Below are 16985 nucleotides of genomic sequence, written 5' to 3'. Positions count from 1 at the left end.
AGAGTGGTGAACCGCTTTGCGAATTTCCAATAATATGCTTTCCCGCAATCTGCTCCTAAATCTCCAGGCGGCACAAGGTCGCTTGGATAAACTGCAGAATCAGTTGTCATCAGGACAAAAGATTAACCGCCCCTCCGATGATCCCGTGGGGACGGAGAACTCCCTGCGCTTTAAAAGTAACATTTCCTACCTGAACCAACTGAAGGCCAATGCCAAGGAGGGCATAGCCTACATGGATACGACAGATGATACTATGGGTGAGATGAGCCTTATGATCCAACGGGCTAAAGAGTTGGCCATTCATGCTATGAATACATCCACGGTGAATGATGAGGACCGCAAAAAGATCGCCATTGAAATCGATCAAATCCGGGAGCATGTCATCGAGTTAGCCAATACCAAAGTAGGTACCAAATATATTTTTGGCGGGACAGCCAACGTGGAACCTTTCCCCAAAGGAGCTACCGGATGGCAAGGCTCCGATGATACGAAGAAATTCCAGGTAGGCAGTGATTTAAGTATCGAAGTCTCGGTCAATGGGAATGATTTATTTGGAGCAGGCTGGGAATATCTCGAAAAGACCCCTTCCACCGATCCTCCCACCTATGAGTACAAGAAGACCGGTGCTTCAGGCATTGCCATGTTTGATACTCTGGCCCAATTGAGCAAAGCTCTGAACGAATCAAACATCTTTGGAGTGGATGATGGCACAGGGACAGAAGAAGACGGCGTACAGGTCTTAATCGCTAAAATGGAACTTCAAGCGGATCACATCTCTGATGTACGCGCTCAACTGGGTGCGCGGCAAAATCGTATGGATTCGGTCTATACCCAGCTGGATTCCACCTCTGCCAATCTCGGAGATTCACTCGCTAACGTTCTTTATGCCGATATCGCGGAGACTCTGGTGAACTTTAAGACCCAGGACAGCATTTATCAGGCCGCCCTTTCTGTGGGAACGAAGATTATTCAGCCCTCCCTGGCAGATTTCCTGAGATAAACCGGACTCAAATAAAATTGAAATAAAATGATATAGATGATAAAAAAGTGACCGCTTAAGGGGGGGTGCCGGATGCTCCGACTCAGCATGAGGAGTTACCCCATTCGCTTGGAGTATACGATACAGAATGCCCGGTTAGATATGAAGAAACGTCTTCCCATGGTTGAGATGGAGAACATCCGTCCTCAGCTGCAAATCACCCAACCGGCCGGGAAATTGACCATTGACAATACGGAGTATTATCATTCCATAGGCATCAAAACCAGGGCTGCCCTTTCCCAGGAAAACTACGATCGCGGCAGAAAGGCTGCCCTGGAAGGTATCGCCGCCATCGTGGAAAAGGGAAATCGTCTGGCGCAGATTAGTAATCCTGCCACCAATGCCATCGCCGACATGGCTTTTGAATCCTGTTTTGAGGAAAAAGGTGAGCTCAGCTTTGAGCCCATCGTCCCCCCCTCTGTCCGCTATGAAGCCAGCCCGGCTCAGATCGAAGTCATTCCGGGCAAAATTAACTACAACCTGGTGAGGGGAAAAGTAGATGCGGATTACCGGCCCGGAAAGGTGGACATCCAGGTGACTCAGTATCCCAGACTCGATATTTCCGTAGTAGATGTTAAAGTGTAGCAGTCATTTTCTGCATATATTGCAACCTTATTTCCAAGGAGGAAACGAAATGAAGATAGAATCCACACGATTTGGAACCCTTGAAGTGGCCCCTGAGCAGATCATTCATTTTCCTCATGGAATTCCAGGCTTTCTCGATGAGAAAGCCTTTGTCCATTTACCCCATGATGAAAATAGTCCTTTCTCCTTCCTTCAATCCACTGCAGAAGCGGATTTGTCCTTTCTGCTGGTTGATCCCTTCCCCTTTATTCCGGAGTATGAGTTTGTCCTCGATGATGAGCTGGCCGGGGAATTGGAACTTTCGGAAGAAAACCCTCCTCAGGTTTTTCTGATTGGCACCGTAAGAGAAAAGATAACCGACATGACAGTCAATCTCTTGGCTCCCATCGTTGTCAATAGGGATAAGGGAATCGGCAGACAGATTATCCTGGATAAAACGGAGTATTCCGTCCGCCACAAGCTTTTTCCTGAGGCCCAAGCTCAGGGAACTCCTGAAGGAGGCGAGTAAGATGCTGGCACTCACCCGTAAAGCTGGAGAGCGCATCGTGATCGGTGATAACATCGTCGTAACCGTCGTCGCTATTAAAGGGGACAGTATCCGCCTAACCGTTGATGCGCCGAAAGAGATCAAAATCTACCGGGGTGAGATCTATGATGCTATCGCGGCTGAGAATAAAGAGGCCGCTATCCCCGTAGATCTATCAGAACTAACTGTTTTAAAGGGGTTTCACATCAAAAAGTAGATTGAGAGAGGGGAATTCAGGCAATTGCCTGAATTCCCCTCTTAAGTATTGTTCTTGCTTTGCCGATAATCTATATAAAGAATATTGTGTCAAAAGGAGAGAGGATAGACATATGGATATGACTGTAGTAAAACAGCCTCCGGTTCAAGCGACTGCGAATAACTATGCGGCGAATCCAGAGATTGCAAAACCCGATGATCTGACGCTGAATAAACCCACAGCGGCCAATAAATCGGAAGCTGGGAGAAATCAATCCCAGTCTGAGGGTAAGGAAGAACTTACTCGTGAGGATGTTAATAAATTGACCGAACGTCTGAATCAATTTATCGTAACTATCGATGCCGATTTGCAATTTGAATTGCATCAAGAAACTCAGCGGCTGATCGTTAAATTTATCAACAAGAAGGATAATCAGGTCATCAAGGAATTCCCCCCCCATGAATTGCTGGACACCTTGGCGGCCATCCGGGATTATGTGGGACTGCTTTTGGATAAGAAAGTATGAAGTAGGAATAAAGATTTAGAAATAAGGGCTTAATATCGAGAAAACGAAAGATATATTGAAGAAAAGAAACAAAACAAGTGATTGTTGACCACAATCGTCCTAAGGAAAACCTCCGAATCTAACGATATAAAAGATAAGCAGGAAAAAGTAGAATACTTCTCCCCTACCGGCCGGAGGGCGGAAATTTTCTACCCGCATTATTAAAATGCACGGGCAAGGATGCCCGGCATCACAATCAAGGAGGAATACACTTATGATTATTAACCACAATATGTCGGCGATTAACACCTATCGTCAATTGACCACCAACAACACCAATAATGCCAAATCTTTGGAAAAGCTCTCTTCCGGTCTCCGCATCAACCGTGCTGGTGACGATGCTGCAGGTTTGGCTATCTCTGAAAAAATGCGTGGTCAAATCCGTGGTTTGGACCAAGCCGGACGTAATGCTCAAGATTCCATTTCCATGATCCAGACTGCAGAAGGCGCCTTGAACGAAACCCACAGCATTCTCCAGCGGATGCGTGAGCTGGCTGTTCAAGCTGCTAATGATACCAACTCTACATCAGACCGCGGTGAAATCCAGAAAGAAATTAACCAGTTAACTGATGAAATCGACCGGATTGCCAACACCACCGAGTTCAACACCCAGAAGCTGATTGACGGGAGCAAAAAAGGTCTTGTCGAAGCTGCAGCCTCCGAGACTAAGATCCAACTTAATACTCGGGCGGAAATTGGAATTTCTAGTGCTAGCGCGACCGATCTTGCTAATAGTGGTACCATTATCATAACCCGCACCTTGGTTTCATCGGCAGCAGGTGACACTTTAGATTTCAGAATTGACAGTGCCGATGCAAGTATTACCGGAGCTGTAGTTAATGGTACTCAAATTACGTTCAAGGGTGAAACAATCGAACTTAGTGGCGATTCGTTGTTTAGCCTTGCTGTCGGTGAAAGCATCACGATCAGTGTAAAGGCAACTGTGACAGCAGAGACTAATCTTGGCAACTCTTTCAGTATGCAGATCGGGGCCAACAGCGGCCAAAGCATTCTGGTCGGCATCAATTCCATGAAGGCTCAGGACATTGGTGTCCGCAATGCGGATGGGAAATCACTACAAGTGGATGACTATTTCAAAGCAACTGCCGCCGTTACAACCATTAACGACGCGATTGAGCGGGTATCGGCAGAACGCTCCAAGCTGGGTGCCATCCAAAACCGTCTGGAACACACCATCAACAACCTGGGTACTTCCAGCGAAAATCTCACCGCCGCTGAATCACGGATTCGTGATGTAGATATGGCGAAAGAAATGATGAACTTCCAGAAGAACAACATTCTTTCCCAAGCTGCTCAAGCCATGCTGGCCCAAGCGAACCAACAGCCTCAGGGCGTACTGCAGCTTCTCCGGTAATCCATAGTTTGCCAGGTATAGGGGCCAGAGTATTCACTCTGGCTTCTATTTTACACCTAATAGAACATAAGGGGTGGGCAGGGACGGTTTCAGTGCTGTCCCTCTCTGCTATAAAAATGTGACGAAGGAAGGATATATACCTATAATGAAGATTTCGGCCTGCATGATTGTAAAAAATGAAGAAAAGGTCATTGCTCGCTGTATCGAGAGCTATCGCGGGGCGGTGGATGAAATCATTGTCGTGGATACCGGCTCTACCGATCAGACGGTGGCGATTGCCCAAGCTCTGGGAGCGAAAGTTTTTCACTTTGCCTGGATCGATGATTTTGCCGCGGCGAAAAATTTTGCCATTGCCAAGGCCAAAGGGGACTGGATCGTCTTTTTGGATGCCGATGAATACTTCGCCGGCGGCACCGGCGGCAATCTCCGGACTTATCTGGAAAATCTGGACAAAGCGTATGGTGCCGTAGCATGCAGAATGATCAACATTGATGAAACCAGCGGGAAGATCATCAATGAAATTGTCCATGTGCGGATCTTTAAAAACGATAAAGAGCTCCGCTATCTCAACCCGATTCATGAAGCGCTCCATTATAGCCGCAAAGGAGGAAAACTGCAGGCTCATCTGGCAGATCGGCGGAAGCTACTCATCTATCATACCGGCTATTCAAAAGATATTAATCAGGATAAAGCCCACAGAAACCTGAAGCTCTTACTTAGGCAGGTGGACGGCGATACTGTTGCTAAGCCGGAATATTATTATTACATTGCGGACACATATTTCACTTTGTCCCAGTGGGACAAGGTCATTACTTATGTCCGCTTGTTTAGAGACTGCGGCGCTAAGCTGACCAATCTTAATGTACGGTTACATAACATTTTAATCGATGCTATGATGAACCTGCATTATCCTGTGGGTGAGGTAATGGAGGAAGTGGAGATTGCCATCGGTAAATTCCCACGGCATCCTTTATTTTATTTTTATAAAGCCAAGTTCTTATATGATGACCAACGCTACGACGCCGCCTTCCTTGAACTGCGGCGAGCGTTGCAACTACACGAAAATTATGAGGATATCGAAGTCAATCCCCTAGCCGTAAATCTCGGCAACCTGCACAGTATGATGGGAGTTATCAGTGAATTCCGCAGTGACTCCGGCGAGGCAGTTGAATATTATATAAAAACTTTGCAAATAGACAAATATGATGCAACCGCTTTTGACCGTCTGCTCAGGCTGATCCGGCCCCAGCCGCTAGAGGAGATTATTGGTTTTTTAAATGCGCTATTTGATGTGGAAAAGGAAGCCGATCTGGACTTTTTGGCTACAAATTTGGTCAATCACCCACTGCCAAAGGTTTTGGCATATTATACAAGCTTAAGGGAAAAAAAATACCCGAAAGAAGATTATGTGGTTCTGCAAATGCTGGTGGCCAACGGCTATTATGATAAAGCCTTTGCCGCATTATTGGATTGCTATGGCAGGGATAAGGATGAACGGCTGGCCTTGGTATCGGCAACGGCGGCCGCCTTAAGCGGCAATGGTGGGTATGTGGCTCAAGCCACGAAACAATTGCCCTCTGCCTATGCGAGGATCCTCAAAGCTTATCATGGGGATATCATGCTGTTTAGCGAAGAAGATAAACCGGCCTTTCTTAGTATGGTGCGCACCTTTTTTCTCTGGGCTGATGATACCGCAAAGGAGAAGTTGCTTAGGCTGGCTGACCAATTTCCGGACGATATGACCGCTCCATTAGGCAGTCTCTTTATCATGGAAGGATATTATCAGGATGGGTTGAATTATTATAATTATGCCGTACAACGCTCAGTGGAGGCAGGTATCTTGGTACATCCGGCTTTGTACTATAATCAGGGCTACTGCCTGAACCGCCTGAATAGTCCTATTGCTGCTTCCGAGGCTTTTATCAAGGCCTATGAGGCAGGCTATCGTGTTAACGACATCTATGAGTTCTTGCGTTGGAATGTTGACAAATTGAATGCGTCCAGTAGCGTGAGAGCAAAGGCCAACGAAGTATTGCGGGATAGGGCTGAGAGTAAGCATGCCGAAAGATATGAAAGAAAGCCATCTAAGACATACAAATAGTCGATATGGATTTTTTTCTCATATTCATAGAAATAATAAAAGAAGGACGTTCGCGACGATAATTTGGTCAAAAACTACAAATTTGTTTTCAGGGAAACCACTTACTTGCCAACAGAAGAATAACAGCGATTGTAATATTCAAGTAATGGAGTCTGTAAAGCTATTCTCTGTTCATTACCTCGGCGCATAGTACTTGAACTGACGAATGCATGCAATCTAGATTGCGTTATGTGTGGAAGAAATGCAGCATCATTTAGCTTGATACGTTTAGATATGAGATGGTTTTACTCTCTAGAGCCCTTATTTGATATACTTGAGGAAGTAACCCTTATGGGATGGGGCCAACTTCTTGACGCAATTTTTGACAATCATGTTGATGTTTTCGCAGTCAGTGTTGATGGTGCTAATCAAGAAACAAATGATGCCATTCGCAGAGGTTCTGATTTACGTGAGATAAACAGAAATCTTAGAAAAATTGTTAGTAGAAAACACAATCTTAACCTTAAGTATCCTTATATAAATTATGTTTTTTGTGCTATGCACCGCAGTCTTCATGAGTTGCCGGAGCTTATAGATTTAGCGGCTGATATAGGGCTTGAGGAAGTTAAGGTAGTATTCCGATCGTAATTTCCGGGAGATGTGGAATGCTTCGCAATACCAAGAAAATCGAAGAACAGTTAATACCCCGCAGATGATGAAATGCTGTAAAGATTGTTATCAGTCTTCTCATTGTAATTGGAATAATAAAAAATCATACATTAAAATCGGCGAAGAATTTGCTCCAAAATGGGAAATCTCAGATTTGAGAAGAAAAGAATAGCTTCTAATCTTAATTTAAAGTTCTGTATTTAAAAGGAATGAAAATCGATGAATGAAAAATCAAATCAAATAATTCAAATTAATACTAATGATAAGAAAATGCCAGAACCGGGTGGGGATATATACATAGCTAGAGATAATGTATCAATGACCATAAGTGAATTAAATGCTCCTTTAGTGAGTGTTATTGTAGTAGGTTATAACAATCTTTATAAACATACAAAAATTTGTGTGGAGTGCATCTTAAATTATACCTTAGATGAAGATTATGAGCTTATATTAGTAGATAATGGCTCTACAGATGGTACACTTGAGTTCTTCGAATCTGTAAAACATCCAAAAAAGAAAATTATCAAAATCACTAAAAATATAGGGCTTTTCTTTGGCATTAATTCCGGCATAGAAATAGCTAGAGGAAAATTTATTGCAGTAATAAGCAACGATATTTATGTCACAAAAAATTGGCTAGCAAACCTATTGAAATGTGCCTTTTCAGATGAACGTATTGGTATGATAGTTCCTGTATCCGATAATGTTAGTAATCTTCAAGCTGTAGATTTGGATTTTAATGATTTTGAAGATATGCAAAAAAAAGCTGCTGAATTCAATAAATCAAATCCCAGAAAATGGCATGAGCACCTTCGCTTGATAACCGCAATGGCTTTTTACCGTAGGACTTGTTTAGATATGCTTGGTAAGCAGGATTATGGTTTTTTTCATGACTTTGGAGATGATGACATAACTTTCAGAGTGAGAAGAGCAGGTTATAAAGCAATTCTTTGCAAAGATGTTTTTGTTCAACACGCTGGCATTGCAACCAGAGACCCGGAAGTCATTCGGATGTCTCTTGAAAAAGGAAGAACCGCCTTTCAAGAAAAGTACTATGGAATTGATGCTTGGGACGATGTAAATAATTTTGAAACTTCGATGATGTCTTTTGTTAAAGCCAATAAAGTGAGTTCAAAGTATGCTCCAAATATATTAGGGGTTGATGTCCGATGTGGTACGCCTATACTCGAGTTGAAAAACACTCTTCGGGAACAAGGTTCTTTTAATGCAGAATTATCAGCCTTTTCAACCAAGGCAAAATACTGGTTTGATTTAAAAACTATTTGTAATGGTAGGGTGGAAACAGATCGTCCGGAATATATTCTTCAGCACTTTGAGGAAGGCTATTTTAATTATATTGTTGTAGGTCAACCTTTAAATTCATACGGTGATCCCTTCTTGATGTTAGGATATTTTTTAAGATTGCTTAAAAGCGATGGACAATTATTATTAAAAATTCGTAATACTTATGATATTGGAACGTTTCTGAAGATAATGGGATTTGATGTGACAACTAAAGATATACATAACTTGCATCACATTTCTATTGAGGAGCTTAGTGAGCACCTGAACACTCAGGGGTATTTTGTAAAGGATGTTAGTATTGAACAGCATTCATTTAATAAAGAAATAAAAGAGTTACTTGATAGTTTTAACTTTACAGATAATAATGCTTATATTAAAGCAACGGCAAAGGATTTTGTTATTAACATTAAAAGGAGCTAAATAGCATTAATTTGGTAGAAAAAGCTGCTGGAGGAGCAGTATGAAAAGCAATTGCCCGATCTGTGGTCACAATAGAAATTATTCATTCTTAGAAAGAGATGGAGTACCTATATTTCAAAATATAGTTTATTTCAGAACAAGATGTAGCTGCTCAAATAAGTAAGGGGAAGATCAGCATGCCCAAAATGTTAATTTGTTTATAATCAAAATTATAACGAACATAAAGTCATATATAATCAATCCTATGATAATTGTCAATTATATTCAACATGTTTTGGGGGAATATGTGGTTTTCTAACTTATCATTTAAAGGAAGAATGTAAGATTCAAAATTCAAGAATTATTGAAATTGGATGCGGTCAAGGCGAGTTTCTAAAAAGAATGGTGAAAAATCCCAAGTACGGAAATAGTGGAGTTGGCTTTGACCCTAGTTATTGTGGAGAAGACAATCTGTTTAGGGACGCCTTAAATTTTCAAAAGTTATTTTAATGGAGAATTCGCTAGAAGCGGATGTGATCATTTGTAGACATGTAATTGAACACATTTCGGATCCTATTGTTTTATTGAAGAGTATTCGAAAAGCCCTGGGAAAAGGATAATTGATAATTTTGGGGCAAGAGAGGAATAGATGTTAGCTGCCTGGCGCAAGTATCTTATTTCTATGAATAGAGAAACTAATCATATTGCGATTTGGGGAACGGGGGCAAAAGGTGTTACATTTGCTAATATGCTAATCATGAGCGAAGGTTGATAACTGTATTATTGATATTAATCCTAATAAACAAGGTAAGTTCTTACAAGGTACAGGGCGCTTGATCACAGATATAGAAACTGCAATTCGAAGAGAAGTAACACATGTCATCGTTATGAACCCTAATTATAAAGCAGAGATTCAGAAAAGAATAAAGGATATAAACGCTAATTTGCAATTACCCGAGGAGCACGAATTAGGAGTGCAATAGCGCGGAATTTTAAATGAACTGCAATAAGTATTGATAAACTTATTAGGGTGCAAAGTTCATATTGTTTTGGAATTGAAAGGAATAGTAATATGAAAGTAGTAATACTAGCTGGTGGTTATGGAACCCGTATTAGTGAAGAATCACATTTAAAGCCCAAACCCATGATTGAGATAGGGGAGCGCCCTATCTTATGGCATATTATGAAGACTTATTCTCACTATAGTTTCAACGATTTTGTGATTTGTCTAGGTTACAAAGGATACATGATTAAGGAGTACTTTGCGGATTATTTTTTACATGGTTCCGATGTAACTTTTGATTTAGCTAAGAATAGTTTGAAGATCCATTCCAGTGAAGATGTTGAGGAGTGGAGAGTGACTTTAGCTAATACAGGAATAGATACAATGACAGGTGGACGTATTAAGAGAATTAAGAAGTATATTGGCGATGAAACCTTTATGCTGACTTATGGTGATGGAGTGGCTGATATTAATGTCCATGAACTACTGGCCTTTCACAAATCTCATGGCAAACTAGCTACCGTGACTGCTGTTCAGCCCAGTGGCAGATATGGCGTATTGGGCTTGAATGACGATGCCACAGTACTGGAATTCGTTGAAAAGCCCAATACATTAAATACTTGGATTAATGGCGGCTTTTTTATCCTTGAACCGGAAGTGTTTGACTATATTGATGGAGATGATATCGCTTTTGAAAAGGAACCGTTAGCAAAGTTGGCGGAGGAAGGAGAAATTGTGGCTTATCATCATAGCGGATTCTGGAAATGCATGGATACGCAAAGAGATAAGGTAGCTTTAGAAAGATTGTGGGAAAGCGGTGAAGCTCCTTGGAAAGTATGGTGAAAAACCCTGAGGAACCTTTTTTTAGTTTAGAATTCTTCGATGGCAAGAAGATTTTCATTACAGGTCACACCGGATTTAAAGGATCTTGGTTATGTCAAATGTTGAAAATGGCCAATGCATCCGTTTGTGGATATGCTCTAGAACCTGCTTCCCGTCCAAACTTATTTGAAAAAGCGAGAATCTCACAGGAGATTCTTTCAGTTATAGGTGATATACGAGACCTAGACTATCTGAAAAAATGTGTAGAAGAGTTTCAGCCCGACATTATGGTTCATATGGCAGCTCAACCTTTGGTAAGGGAGTCGTACAATGCTCCAGTCTATACTTATGAAACAAATGTTATGGGGACGGTTCACTTCTTGGAAGCAGCGCGTCAGTGTAGAAGTGTTAAGTCTGTTCTAAATGTTACAACAGATAAGGTCTATTTAAATAGAGAAACAGAGCGAGGATATGTGGAGCATGAGCCATTAGATGGGTTTGATCCTTATTCAAACAGCAAGTCTTGTTCAGAGCTTGTCACACACTGTTATTATCATTCGTTTTTTCAAGGACAGGGCGTTTCAGTGTCTACAGCGCGTTCCGGTAATGTAATTGGTGGAGGAGACTTTGCCAAAGATAGAATTGTTCCTGATTGTATTAGGGCCATAGGGAGTGGTGAGGAAATCATTGTTCGTAATCCACATTCTATACGCCCCTATCAGCATGTTCTTGAGCCTCTTAAGGTATATTTAATGATTCTTCAAAAACAATACGAAAATCCCCAGTATTCAGGGTATTATAATGTTGGTCCGAATGAAGAAGACTGCATTACGACAGGAGAGTTAGTTGAATTATTTTGCCGGACTTGGGGCGTAGGGGCTTCGTGGAAGGTGCAAAATGATAGAGGTCCCCATGAAGCGAATCTGTTAAAGCTTGATTGCACTAAATTGAAGAAGACATTTCGCTGGGAACCCCGATGGAATATTAAGCAAGCTTTGGAAAAAACGATTGAATGGACAAAAACATACTTTGTCGAAGAAGATGTTACTGCGATTATGGATAAACAGATTCGAGAATATCTGAGTTAATGAGAATTAAGATTATCTTTAACGGCTAATCAAGTCAAAGGTTGTGGAGATGCAATGAAAAAGGTAGTTGTTACTGGTGCAAATGGATTTGTAGGCAGTGCATTGGTTGAGGAACTAGTAAAAAGCGGTGTTGAGGTTACAGCAATCGTCCGTAATGAACAATCTAATTGCTCAAGAATTAAAGATTTACCCAAGCTTAAAATAGTGTTTTGTCCTCTTGATGAGATAAGAAATTTAGCAAAGATAATAGTCGAACGTCATTTTGACGTCTTTTACCATTTTGCTTGGGAGGGTTCTGCCGGAACCTTGCGTTCAAATTATGAATTACAACTAAAAAATGTCCAATATAGTTGTGATGCAGTGATTGCAAGTCGAGATATTAGTAGTAAGAAATTTGTGCTTCCCGGCAGTATTATGGGATATGAATGTGCTCAAATTATGTCTACACAGAATGTACCAGGATCAGGAAATGTTTATAGTGCAGCGAAGTTAGCCGCAAATTATATGGCTCGAACTGTTGCCGCAGAAGTTAATATTGATTATGTTGTAGGGACTATCTCTAATATTTATGGGATGGGCGAGATTTCTCCCCGTTTTGTCAATACAACATTGAGAAAATTTCTATCAGGAGAAAGAACAGCGTTTACATCTGGTGAACAAATTTACGACTTTATATATATAACCGATGCAGCAAAAGCCTTTAATGCTATTGGTGAATGTGGACAGGCAAACAAGAACTATTATATTGGCAGTATCGAACCAAAGCCATTAAAGGATTTTTTGAAAGTAATGCGAGATCGAGTGGATCCTAGGATTCCGCTGAACCTTGGGGAAATCCAGTACAGCGGTGTTCCCCTTGACTATTCGTTATTTGATCTGCATTTGCTTAATGAAGATACCGGGTTTGTCCCTGAAGTAAGTTTTGAGGATGGAATTGATAAGACCATAGCATGGCTGAAAGATAGGAAAGGCGTATAAGGTGACAGAACTATCGGCAACGCTGAATCGTCCGACCTTATGCATCAAGGATTATTGAGTTAAAGCTATCGGGAGGTAATTGTGTGAAAATCACAGCGACAAAAATAGCCGGGGCTTATATTGTAAAACGTGAGCCATTTGCTGATGAGCGCGGGACATTTTCACGTATGTTCTGTCGCCGTGAACTGGAAGCAGTGGGACTATGTGGCGAAATCGCGCAAATGAATCTATCAACCAATCGATATAAGGGGACGCTTCGGGGATTGCACACTCAATTCGGTGATGCGGCGGAAGACAAATTGGTGATGTGTATTCAAGGCGAGATATTTGACGTATGTGTGGATGTTCGCAAAGACTCACCGACGTATTTGCAATGGGTCGGTGAAACACTTTCAGCGGAGAATGGGATTGGTCTGTATGTTCCGAAAGGGTGTGCTCATGGGTATCTGACGCTGACGGACAACACACAGGTGTTATACTTAGTAACTCAATATTATACGCCAGATACGGAAGTTGGATACAGGTTTGACGATCCTGCATTTGGGATAGTATGGCCCATGGTCCCGCCCTATATCATGAGTGAAAAGGATAAAAATTGGGGGTAATTAAGCAATCTACAATTGTGAATGATTATTAGAGATGAATGAGGAGGCTGTTTAAATGGCGGCGCAAGAAATAAGGCAGATAATCTCAGTACTTACTACAGCTAATGAGGGTATTGATTGTTTGGCTAGTAATGGTATTACAGGAAATGAGTATTTAGTCGAGGATATCTTAGAAGCTGTTTCAGCTTGCGTTGAGCATCTTGAATCAGTTGAATTTTATGCCGGAAGAGTTCCGGATGCCACAAAGGTACTGCATTATATAGCCAAATTAAAATATGAGAATTGTTTTGCAAAATTAAAGCCATTGTTTGATGCTTGGTTTGAGGATATAGTTGTTTTACTGGTATCGGACAAATCTTATAAGAAGAAGCCTTCCATTATTCCTAAGTATAATAGCGTGGATTATGAGTTTTTCAACTATATAGATTTTATTAAAAAAACGAGCTTCGAAGACTTATGCCGGTTTGCCTTTGATAATCTGAAAAAGGTTCAGGAGCAAAATAAGACCTTATATAATGATCTCACTGTAAAATATAGAGGTTGGTATTTTGAAAACAATATTCTTGACGGTCTAGACGGTTCTAACAATTCATTACTGATTAATAGAATGAAAGTTTTAAAAAACCGAGCAGCTGATTTTGAATGGTTTTATGGCAGGCTGTGTGATTACCGGTCGAAAAATGCGCTAAATGCTATTATTAATAATTGGCTGACATTTTCTATAGAAGGAATAACAAAGGCCGGAGATGACATATTTCCAGTAAATTTTGATTTGGATATAATAAAGTATCAAAAGGAAGAGGTATTTGTTGACGCAGGGGCGTATATTGGCGATACGGTCGCATCCTTTGTAAATACATATGGAAATGATTATAAACGAATTTATACCTATGAGATTTCTAAAGAAACATTTGATGTGTTGGAGAAAAATCTTGCACCACTTAAAAATGTGGTGAATAATTGGAAAGGTGTGTCTGATAAATACGGTGAACTGTATTTGAACGGAGTGCCAGGTCCTTTCCATGGCAACAAACTAGGAAAAGAGGGACTATATAGGGTAGAAATAGTCCCTTTAGATGAAGACATTAAAGAAGAAATTACTTTTTTGAAAATTGATGTGGAAGGCGTTGACAAAGAGGCCATTGTTGGTGCACAAAAACATATTAAGAATGAGCATCCTAAGATAGTAGTGGACAGCTACCATAAGCTTGCGGACATTGTTGATATACCCCTTTTGATTAACAGAATTGATTCTTCCTATCAGTTTTATTTAAGGTACCCACCATTTGAACTGCCATTTGCGATGTCTTATTGCATATATGCCATATAGAGAAGCAATAGGGGCATCCAATTTGCTTTTCTTATTAAAATAGACAAAGTGTCGAATCTTAAGGGGGATGCCTAAGGAGGGAAACCAAAATGATAGTGAATTTTCAAGTAAACCCTAAAACGATTAATAGACTTACCACTGTAAAGGTTAATTTAAATAATGTTGGAGAGTTTCCGTTATTAAACATTGGTGTTGATTCTTATATTGTTTCCTCAGAGGTACAGTCCCGTTTAGATCTAGATTCAGAGTTTGCACATAGCATTCAAATCGGCAATTATTGTTCAATCGCAACGAACTTAACATTAATGGTAAATTTGAACCACGATTATAAATCGGTAACAACTTCGGCAGCTTCATTTTTATCTCAATCTGACTTATCTCAATCTGAGCCCAAGATTCGAAAAAAAGGGCAAATTATTATTCAAAACGATGTTTGGATCGGTCATGATACGCTAATTATGTCGGGAGTGAAGATAGGTAACGGGGCAGTTATTGGAGCAGGGTCAGTGGTAGCGAAAGATATTCCTCCCTATTCAATCGCAGTCGGAAACCCATGCCGGGTGATTAATTATAGGTTCACTCATGAACAGATCGAAAAGCTTCAACTGATACGATGGTGGGATTTCGATATAAAAGTGCTTAATGAGCATGCGGCATTATTTACAGAGAGCATTGATAAATTTATAGATGTTTTCTATCCGGAAGCTCTTCGACATAAGCAGAAGTTATTTGACCTCAAATTAGAAAGGAAAGACAATTCATTCTTGCTATTCTCTGATTTCGAAGAACCATTTTCTGTTTGGAAAAAAGTATTAAAGGAATATTGTTCAAAGTTTACCAATAGTGATAGTGTCACTTTAATAATTTATATGTCAAATAGGATTGATATCCAAAAACATATCAGTGAGGTAGAAAGTATTACCCAATCTTTTGTAAATTGTCCAGATGTTCTAGTATATAACTGTGAAGTGTTTGATGAACGACTACTTTTTATGCAAGCAGATTATTTTATTACTACTAGGAGCATTAACACAGTACGTTGGACAACATATGCTGATGAATTTGGGTTGAAAATTCTTGCAGGAGTGGATCCGCTGGTTTTTTAGTTGTGAGTTTTACGGATCAGAATTACGAAGTGATCTACCATACCCTAAATCTGCTGCCGGCGCTTGAAGAAGCCTTGTATCACATGAAGGTGCAGCTTGAGGAACTTCGTCTGGAAGAGTCGGTACTTCTATTTCAGGACGTAGTTCTGGCAATTGAAAAATCGCCTATTATACCTTGTCGATGATAAGCCCAAGCTGGGGAACTGAATCTATACAGTAAGTCCATCCGAGATATCCGGGAAAGTATTGCAAAGGTAATTGATGGGTACGAGGAAAATAATCTCCTAGCGATACAAACATCCTTGACAAAGACCCTTATACCGGCCTTTACAAGCTGACAGCAAGACCTTGAACGGATCTAAGGCCATCGTTGCTCAACTGATTTGATGAGTGTCGATGCTAAGAGGAAATAGAGGAGAGCACCATGTGTGAACCAGCCATTCGTAAAGCCCTGACTGCTGAAAAATTCCTAAAGCAGGATAAAGAAAGATATTTGTATGAAATGCGGGAGAATGCCTTATTGGATCATGTCTCCGTCATTGAAGGAGTCTAGGAAGAGGGCAGAGCCGAGGAAATAGAATAAGGGATAGAATGCAGCAAAGTTGAAGCAAAACGGAAATGATCTTATCCATGCTGAAAAAGGGATGTTCCTTGAGATAACGAAACTGCCTGTAGAGCAGATTGAAAAAAATATAAAATCTCATCTGAACTAATAATTGCAGAATCTTTAGCAGAGATTTGTTACACCTTCAGATGGATTAGCTCTTTGGTGCACCATTTGAGTTTAGCCATTTTAATCGCGTATATTGGGACTTGTTGTCGTCCTGATTAGCAGGCTATAATATAAGAAAAGAACAGCAACTCACGGCAAGGAGGTACTGTCATGACCAATGAAGAGTTTCAAAAGCTGGTACTTGAAAAACTGACGGGTCTTGAGAAAGGACAAACCAAGCTGGAGAAAAGGGTCGATGAGGTTGAATCTACGTTAACAATAAGAGTTGATGAGGTCGAATCTACATTAACGAAGAGAATCGATAAGGTCGAATCTGCATTAACGAAAAGAATCGACGAGGTCGAATCTACACTAACTGCCAAGGTAGATGCATTGGATACCAAAGTCGAGCGGTACGGTCAAAGTCAGCAGGACGATGTGAAAGCTCTTCTGGAACTGATGGATAAAAAGCTGGATCGCATTAGTGAGAATCAAATCATTCAAGGAGAATCCATCAATATTTTGGCTCTTCGCCAGTTGCAGACGGAATCCGAACTCGCAGCTTTTAAAAAAGCACTCTAAAAAAAGCAAAGCAAGTAACA

At 40.8% G+C, this 16985-nt stretch carries 20 protein-coding genes; all 20 read left to right on the top strand.

Annotated features, from left to right (window positions below; translation table 11 throughout):
- Positions 1-16: 16 nt before the first annotated feature.
- The 20 genes from flgL (at position 17) to DESDE_RS17150 (ending at position 16965) form a co-directional block, all read left to right on the top strand.
- Positions 17-1000 (top strand): flagellar hook-associated protein FlgL, encoded by a 984-nt coding sequence (gene flgL, locus DESDE_RS17230; protein ID WP_014795306.1) that lies wholly within the window; start codon positions 17-19, stop codon positions 998-1000.
- Positions 1001-1072: 72 nt separating this feature from the next.
- Positions 1073-1624: a DUF6470 family protein gene (locus tag DESDE_RS17225; protein WP_014795305.1), complete on the top strand. Its 552-nt coding sequence runs from the start codon at positions 1073-1075 to the stop codon at positions 1622-1624.
- 49 nt (positions 1625-1673) lie between these two features.
- Entirely contained in the window at positions 1674-2132 is a 459-nt protein-coding gene (gene fliW, locus DESDE_RS17220) for a flagellar assembly protein FliW (protein ID WP_014795304.1), read from the top strand.
- 1 nt (position 2133) lies between these two features.
- Positions 2134-2367, top strand: coding sequence for a carbon storage regulator CsrA (gene csrA, locus DESDE_RS17215; protein WP_014795303.1), 234 nt, complete (start codon positions 2134-2136; stop codon positions 2365-2367).
- A 112-nt stretch (positions 2368-2479) separates the two neighbouring features.
- On the top strand, positions 2480-2872 hold the full coding sequence (locus DESDE_RS17210) for a flagellar protein FlaG (protein ID WP_014795302.1): 393 nt from the start codon (positions 2480-2482) through the stop codon (positions 2870-2872).
- A gap of 253 nt (positions 2873-3125) precedes the next feature.
- Positions 3126-4286, top strand: coding sequence for a flagellin N-terminal helical domain-containing protein (locus DESDE_RS17205; protein WP_014795301.1), 1161 nt, complete (start codon positions 3126-3128; stop codon positions 4284-4286).
- A 163-nt stretch (positions 4287-4449) separates the two neighbouring features.
- Positions 4450-6387: a glycosyltransferase family 2 protein gene (locus DESDE_RS17200; RefSeq protein WP_242831273.1), complete on the top strand. Its 1938-nt coding sequence runs from the start codon at positions 4450-4452 to the stop codon at positions 6385-6387.
- Between the two features lie 258 nt (positions 6388-6645).
- On the top strand, positions 6646-7014 hold the full coding sequence (locus tag DESDE_RS22615; RefSeq protein WP_242831272.1) for a hypothetical protein: 369 nt from the start codon (positions 6646-6648) through the stop codon (positions 7012-7014).
- A gap of 240 nt (positions 7015-7254) precedes the next feature.
- Positions 7255-8760, top strand: coding sequence for a glycosyltransferase family 2 protein (locus tag DESDE_RS17190; RefSeq protein WP_014795299.1), 1506 nt, complete (start codon positions 7255-7257; stop codon positions 8758-8760).
- A 488-nt stretch (positions 8761-9248) separates the two neighbouring features.
- Positions 9249-9359 carry a methyltransferase domain-containing protein gene (locus DESDE_RS23050; RefSeq protein WP_427846202.1) on the top strand — a complete coding sequence of 37 codons (111 nt, stop codon included), beginning with the start codon at positions 9249-9251 and terminating at the stop codon, positions 9357-9359.
- Between the two features lie 29 nt (positions 9360-9388).
- The gene (locus DESDE_RS22820; RefSeq protein ID WP_014795298.1) at positions 9389-9511 is read left to right on the top strand and encodes a hypothetical protein; all 123 of its coding nucleotides are present in this window, start codon (positions 9389-9391) and stop codon (positions 9509-9511) included.
- 300 nt (positions 9512-9811) lie between these two features.
- A complete protein-coding gene (rfbF, locus tag DESDE_RS17185; RefSeq protein WP_014795297.1) occupies positions 9812-10585 on the top strand; it encodes a glucose-1-phosphate cytidylyltransferase in 774 nt (257 codons plus the stop codon).
- Complete coding sequence (gene rfbG / locus DESDE_RS17180) at positions 10579-11652, top strand: CDP-glucose 4,6-dehydratase (RefSeq protein ID WP_041917425.1); 1074 nt, start codon at positions 10579-10581, stop codon at positions 11650-11652. The genes rfbF and rfbG overlap by 7 nt, the downstream gene beginning before the upstream one ends.
- Before the next feature lie 54 nt (positions 11653-11706).
- The gene (locus tag DESDE_RS17175) at positions 11707-12630 is read left to right on the top strand and encodes an NAD-dependent epimerase/dehydratase family protein (protein ID WP_014795295.1); all 924 of its coding nucleotides are present in this window, start codon (positions 11707-11709) and stop codon (positions 12628-12630) included.
- An 83-nt stretch (positions 12631-12713) separates the two neighbouring features.
- A complete protein-coding gene (gene rfbC, locus DESDE_RS17170; protein WP_014795294.1) occupies positions 12714-13235 on the top strand; it encodes a dTDP-4-dehydrorhamnose 3,5-epimerase in 522 nt (173 codons plus the stop codon).
- Positions 13236-13290: 55 nt separating this feature from the next.
- The gene (locus DESDE_RS20840) at positions 13291-14565 is read left to right on the top strand and encodes an FkbM family methyltransferase (RefSeq protein WP_014795293.1); all 1275 of its coding nucleotides are present in this window, start codon (positions 13291-13293) and stop codon (positions 14563-14565) included.
- Positions 14566-14654: 89 nt separating this feature from the next.
- Entirely contained in the window at positions 14655-15671 is a 1017-nt protein-coding gene (locus tag DESDE_RS17160) for a CatB-related O-acetyltransferase (RefSeq protein WP_014795292.1), read from the top strand.
- 2 nt (positions 15672-15673) lie between these two features.
- Positions 15674-15856 (top strand): DUF8042 domain-containing protein, encoded by a 183-nt coding sequence (locus DESDE_RS23055; RefSeq protein ID WP_041917292.1) that lies wholly within the window; start codon positions 15674-15676, stop codon positions 15854-15856.
- A 239-nt stretch (positions 15857-16095) separates the two neighbouring features.
- Complete coding sequence (locus tag DESDE_RS21705) at positions 16096-16224, top strand: Rpn family recombination-promoting nuclease/putative transposase (protein WP_242831271.1); 129 nt, start codon at positions 16096-16098, stop codon at positions 16222-16224.
- Positions 16225-16554: 330 nt separating this feature from the next.
- Entirely contained in the window at positions 16555-16965 is a 411-nt protein-coding gene (locus tag DESDE_RS17150; RefSeq protein ID WP_014795291.1) for a hypothetical protein, read from the top strand.
- Positions 16966-16985: the final 20 nt, after the last annotated feature.

It is taken from the genome of Desulfitobacterium dehalogenans ATCC 51507, from assembly GCF_000243155.2.
Taxonomy (GTDB): domain Bacteria; phylum Bacillota; class Desulfitobacteriia; order Desulfitobacteriales; family Desulfitobacteriaceae; genus Desulfitobacterium; species Desulfitobacterium dehalogenans.
Note: the sequence above shows the minus strand (reverse complement) of the source record. Positions and strands in the feature narration are given on the sequence as shown.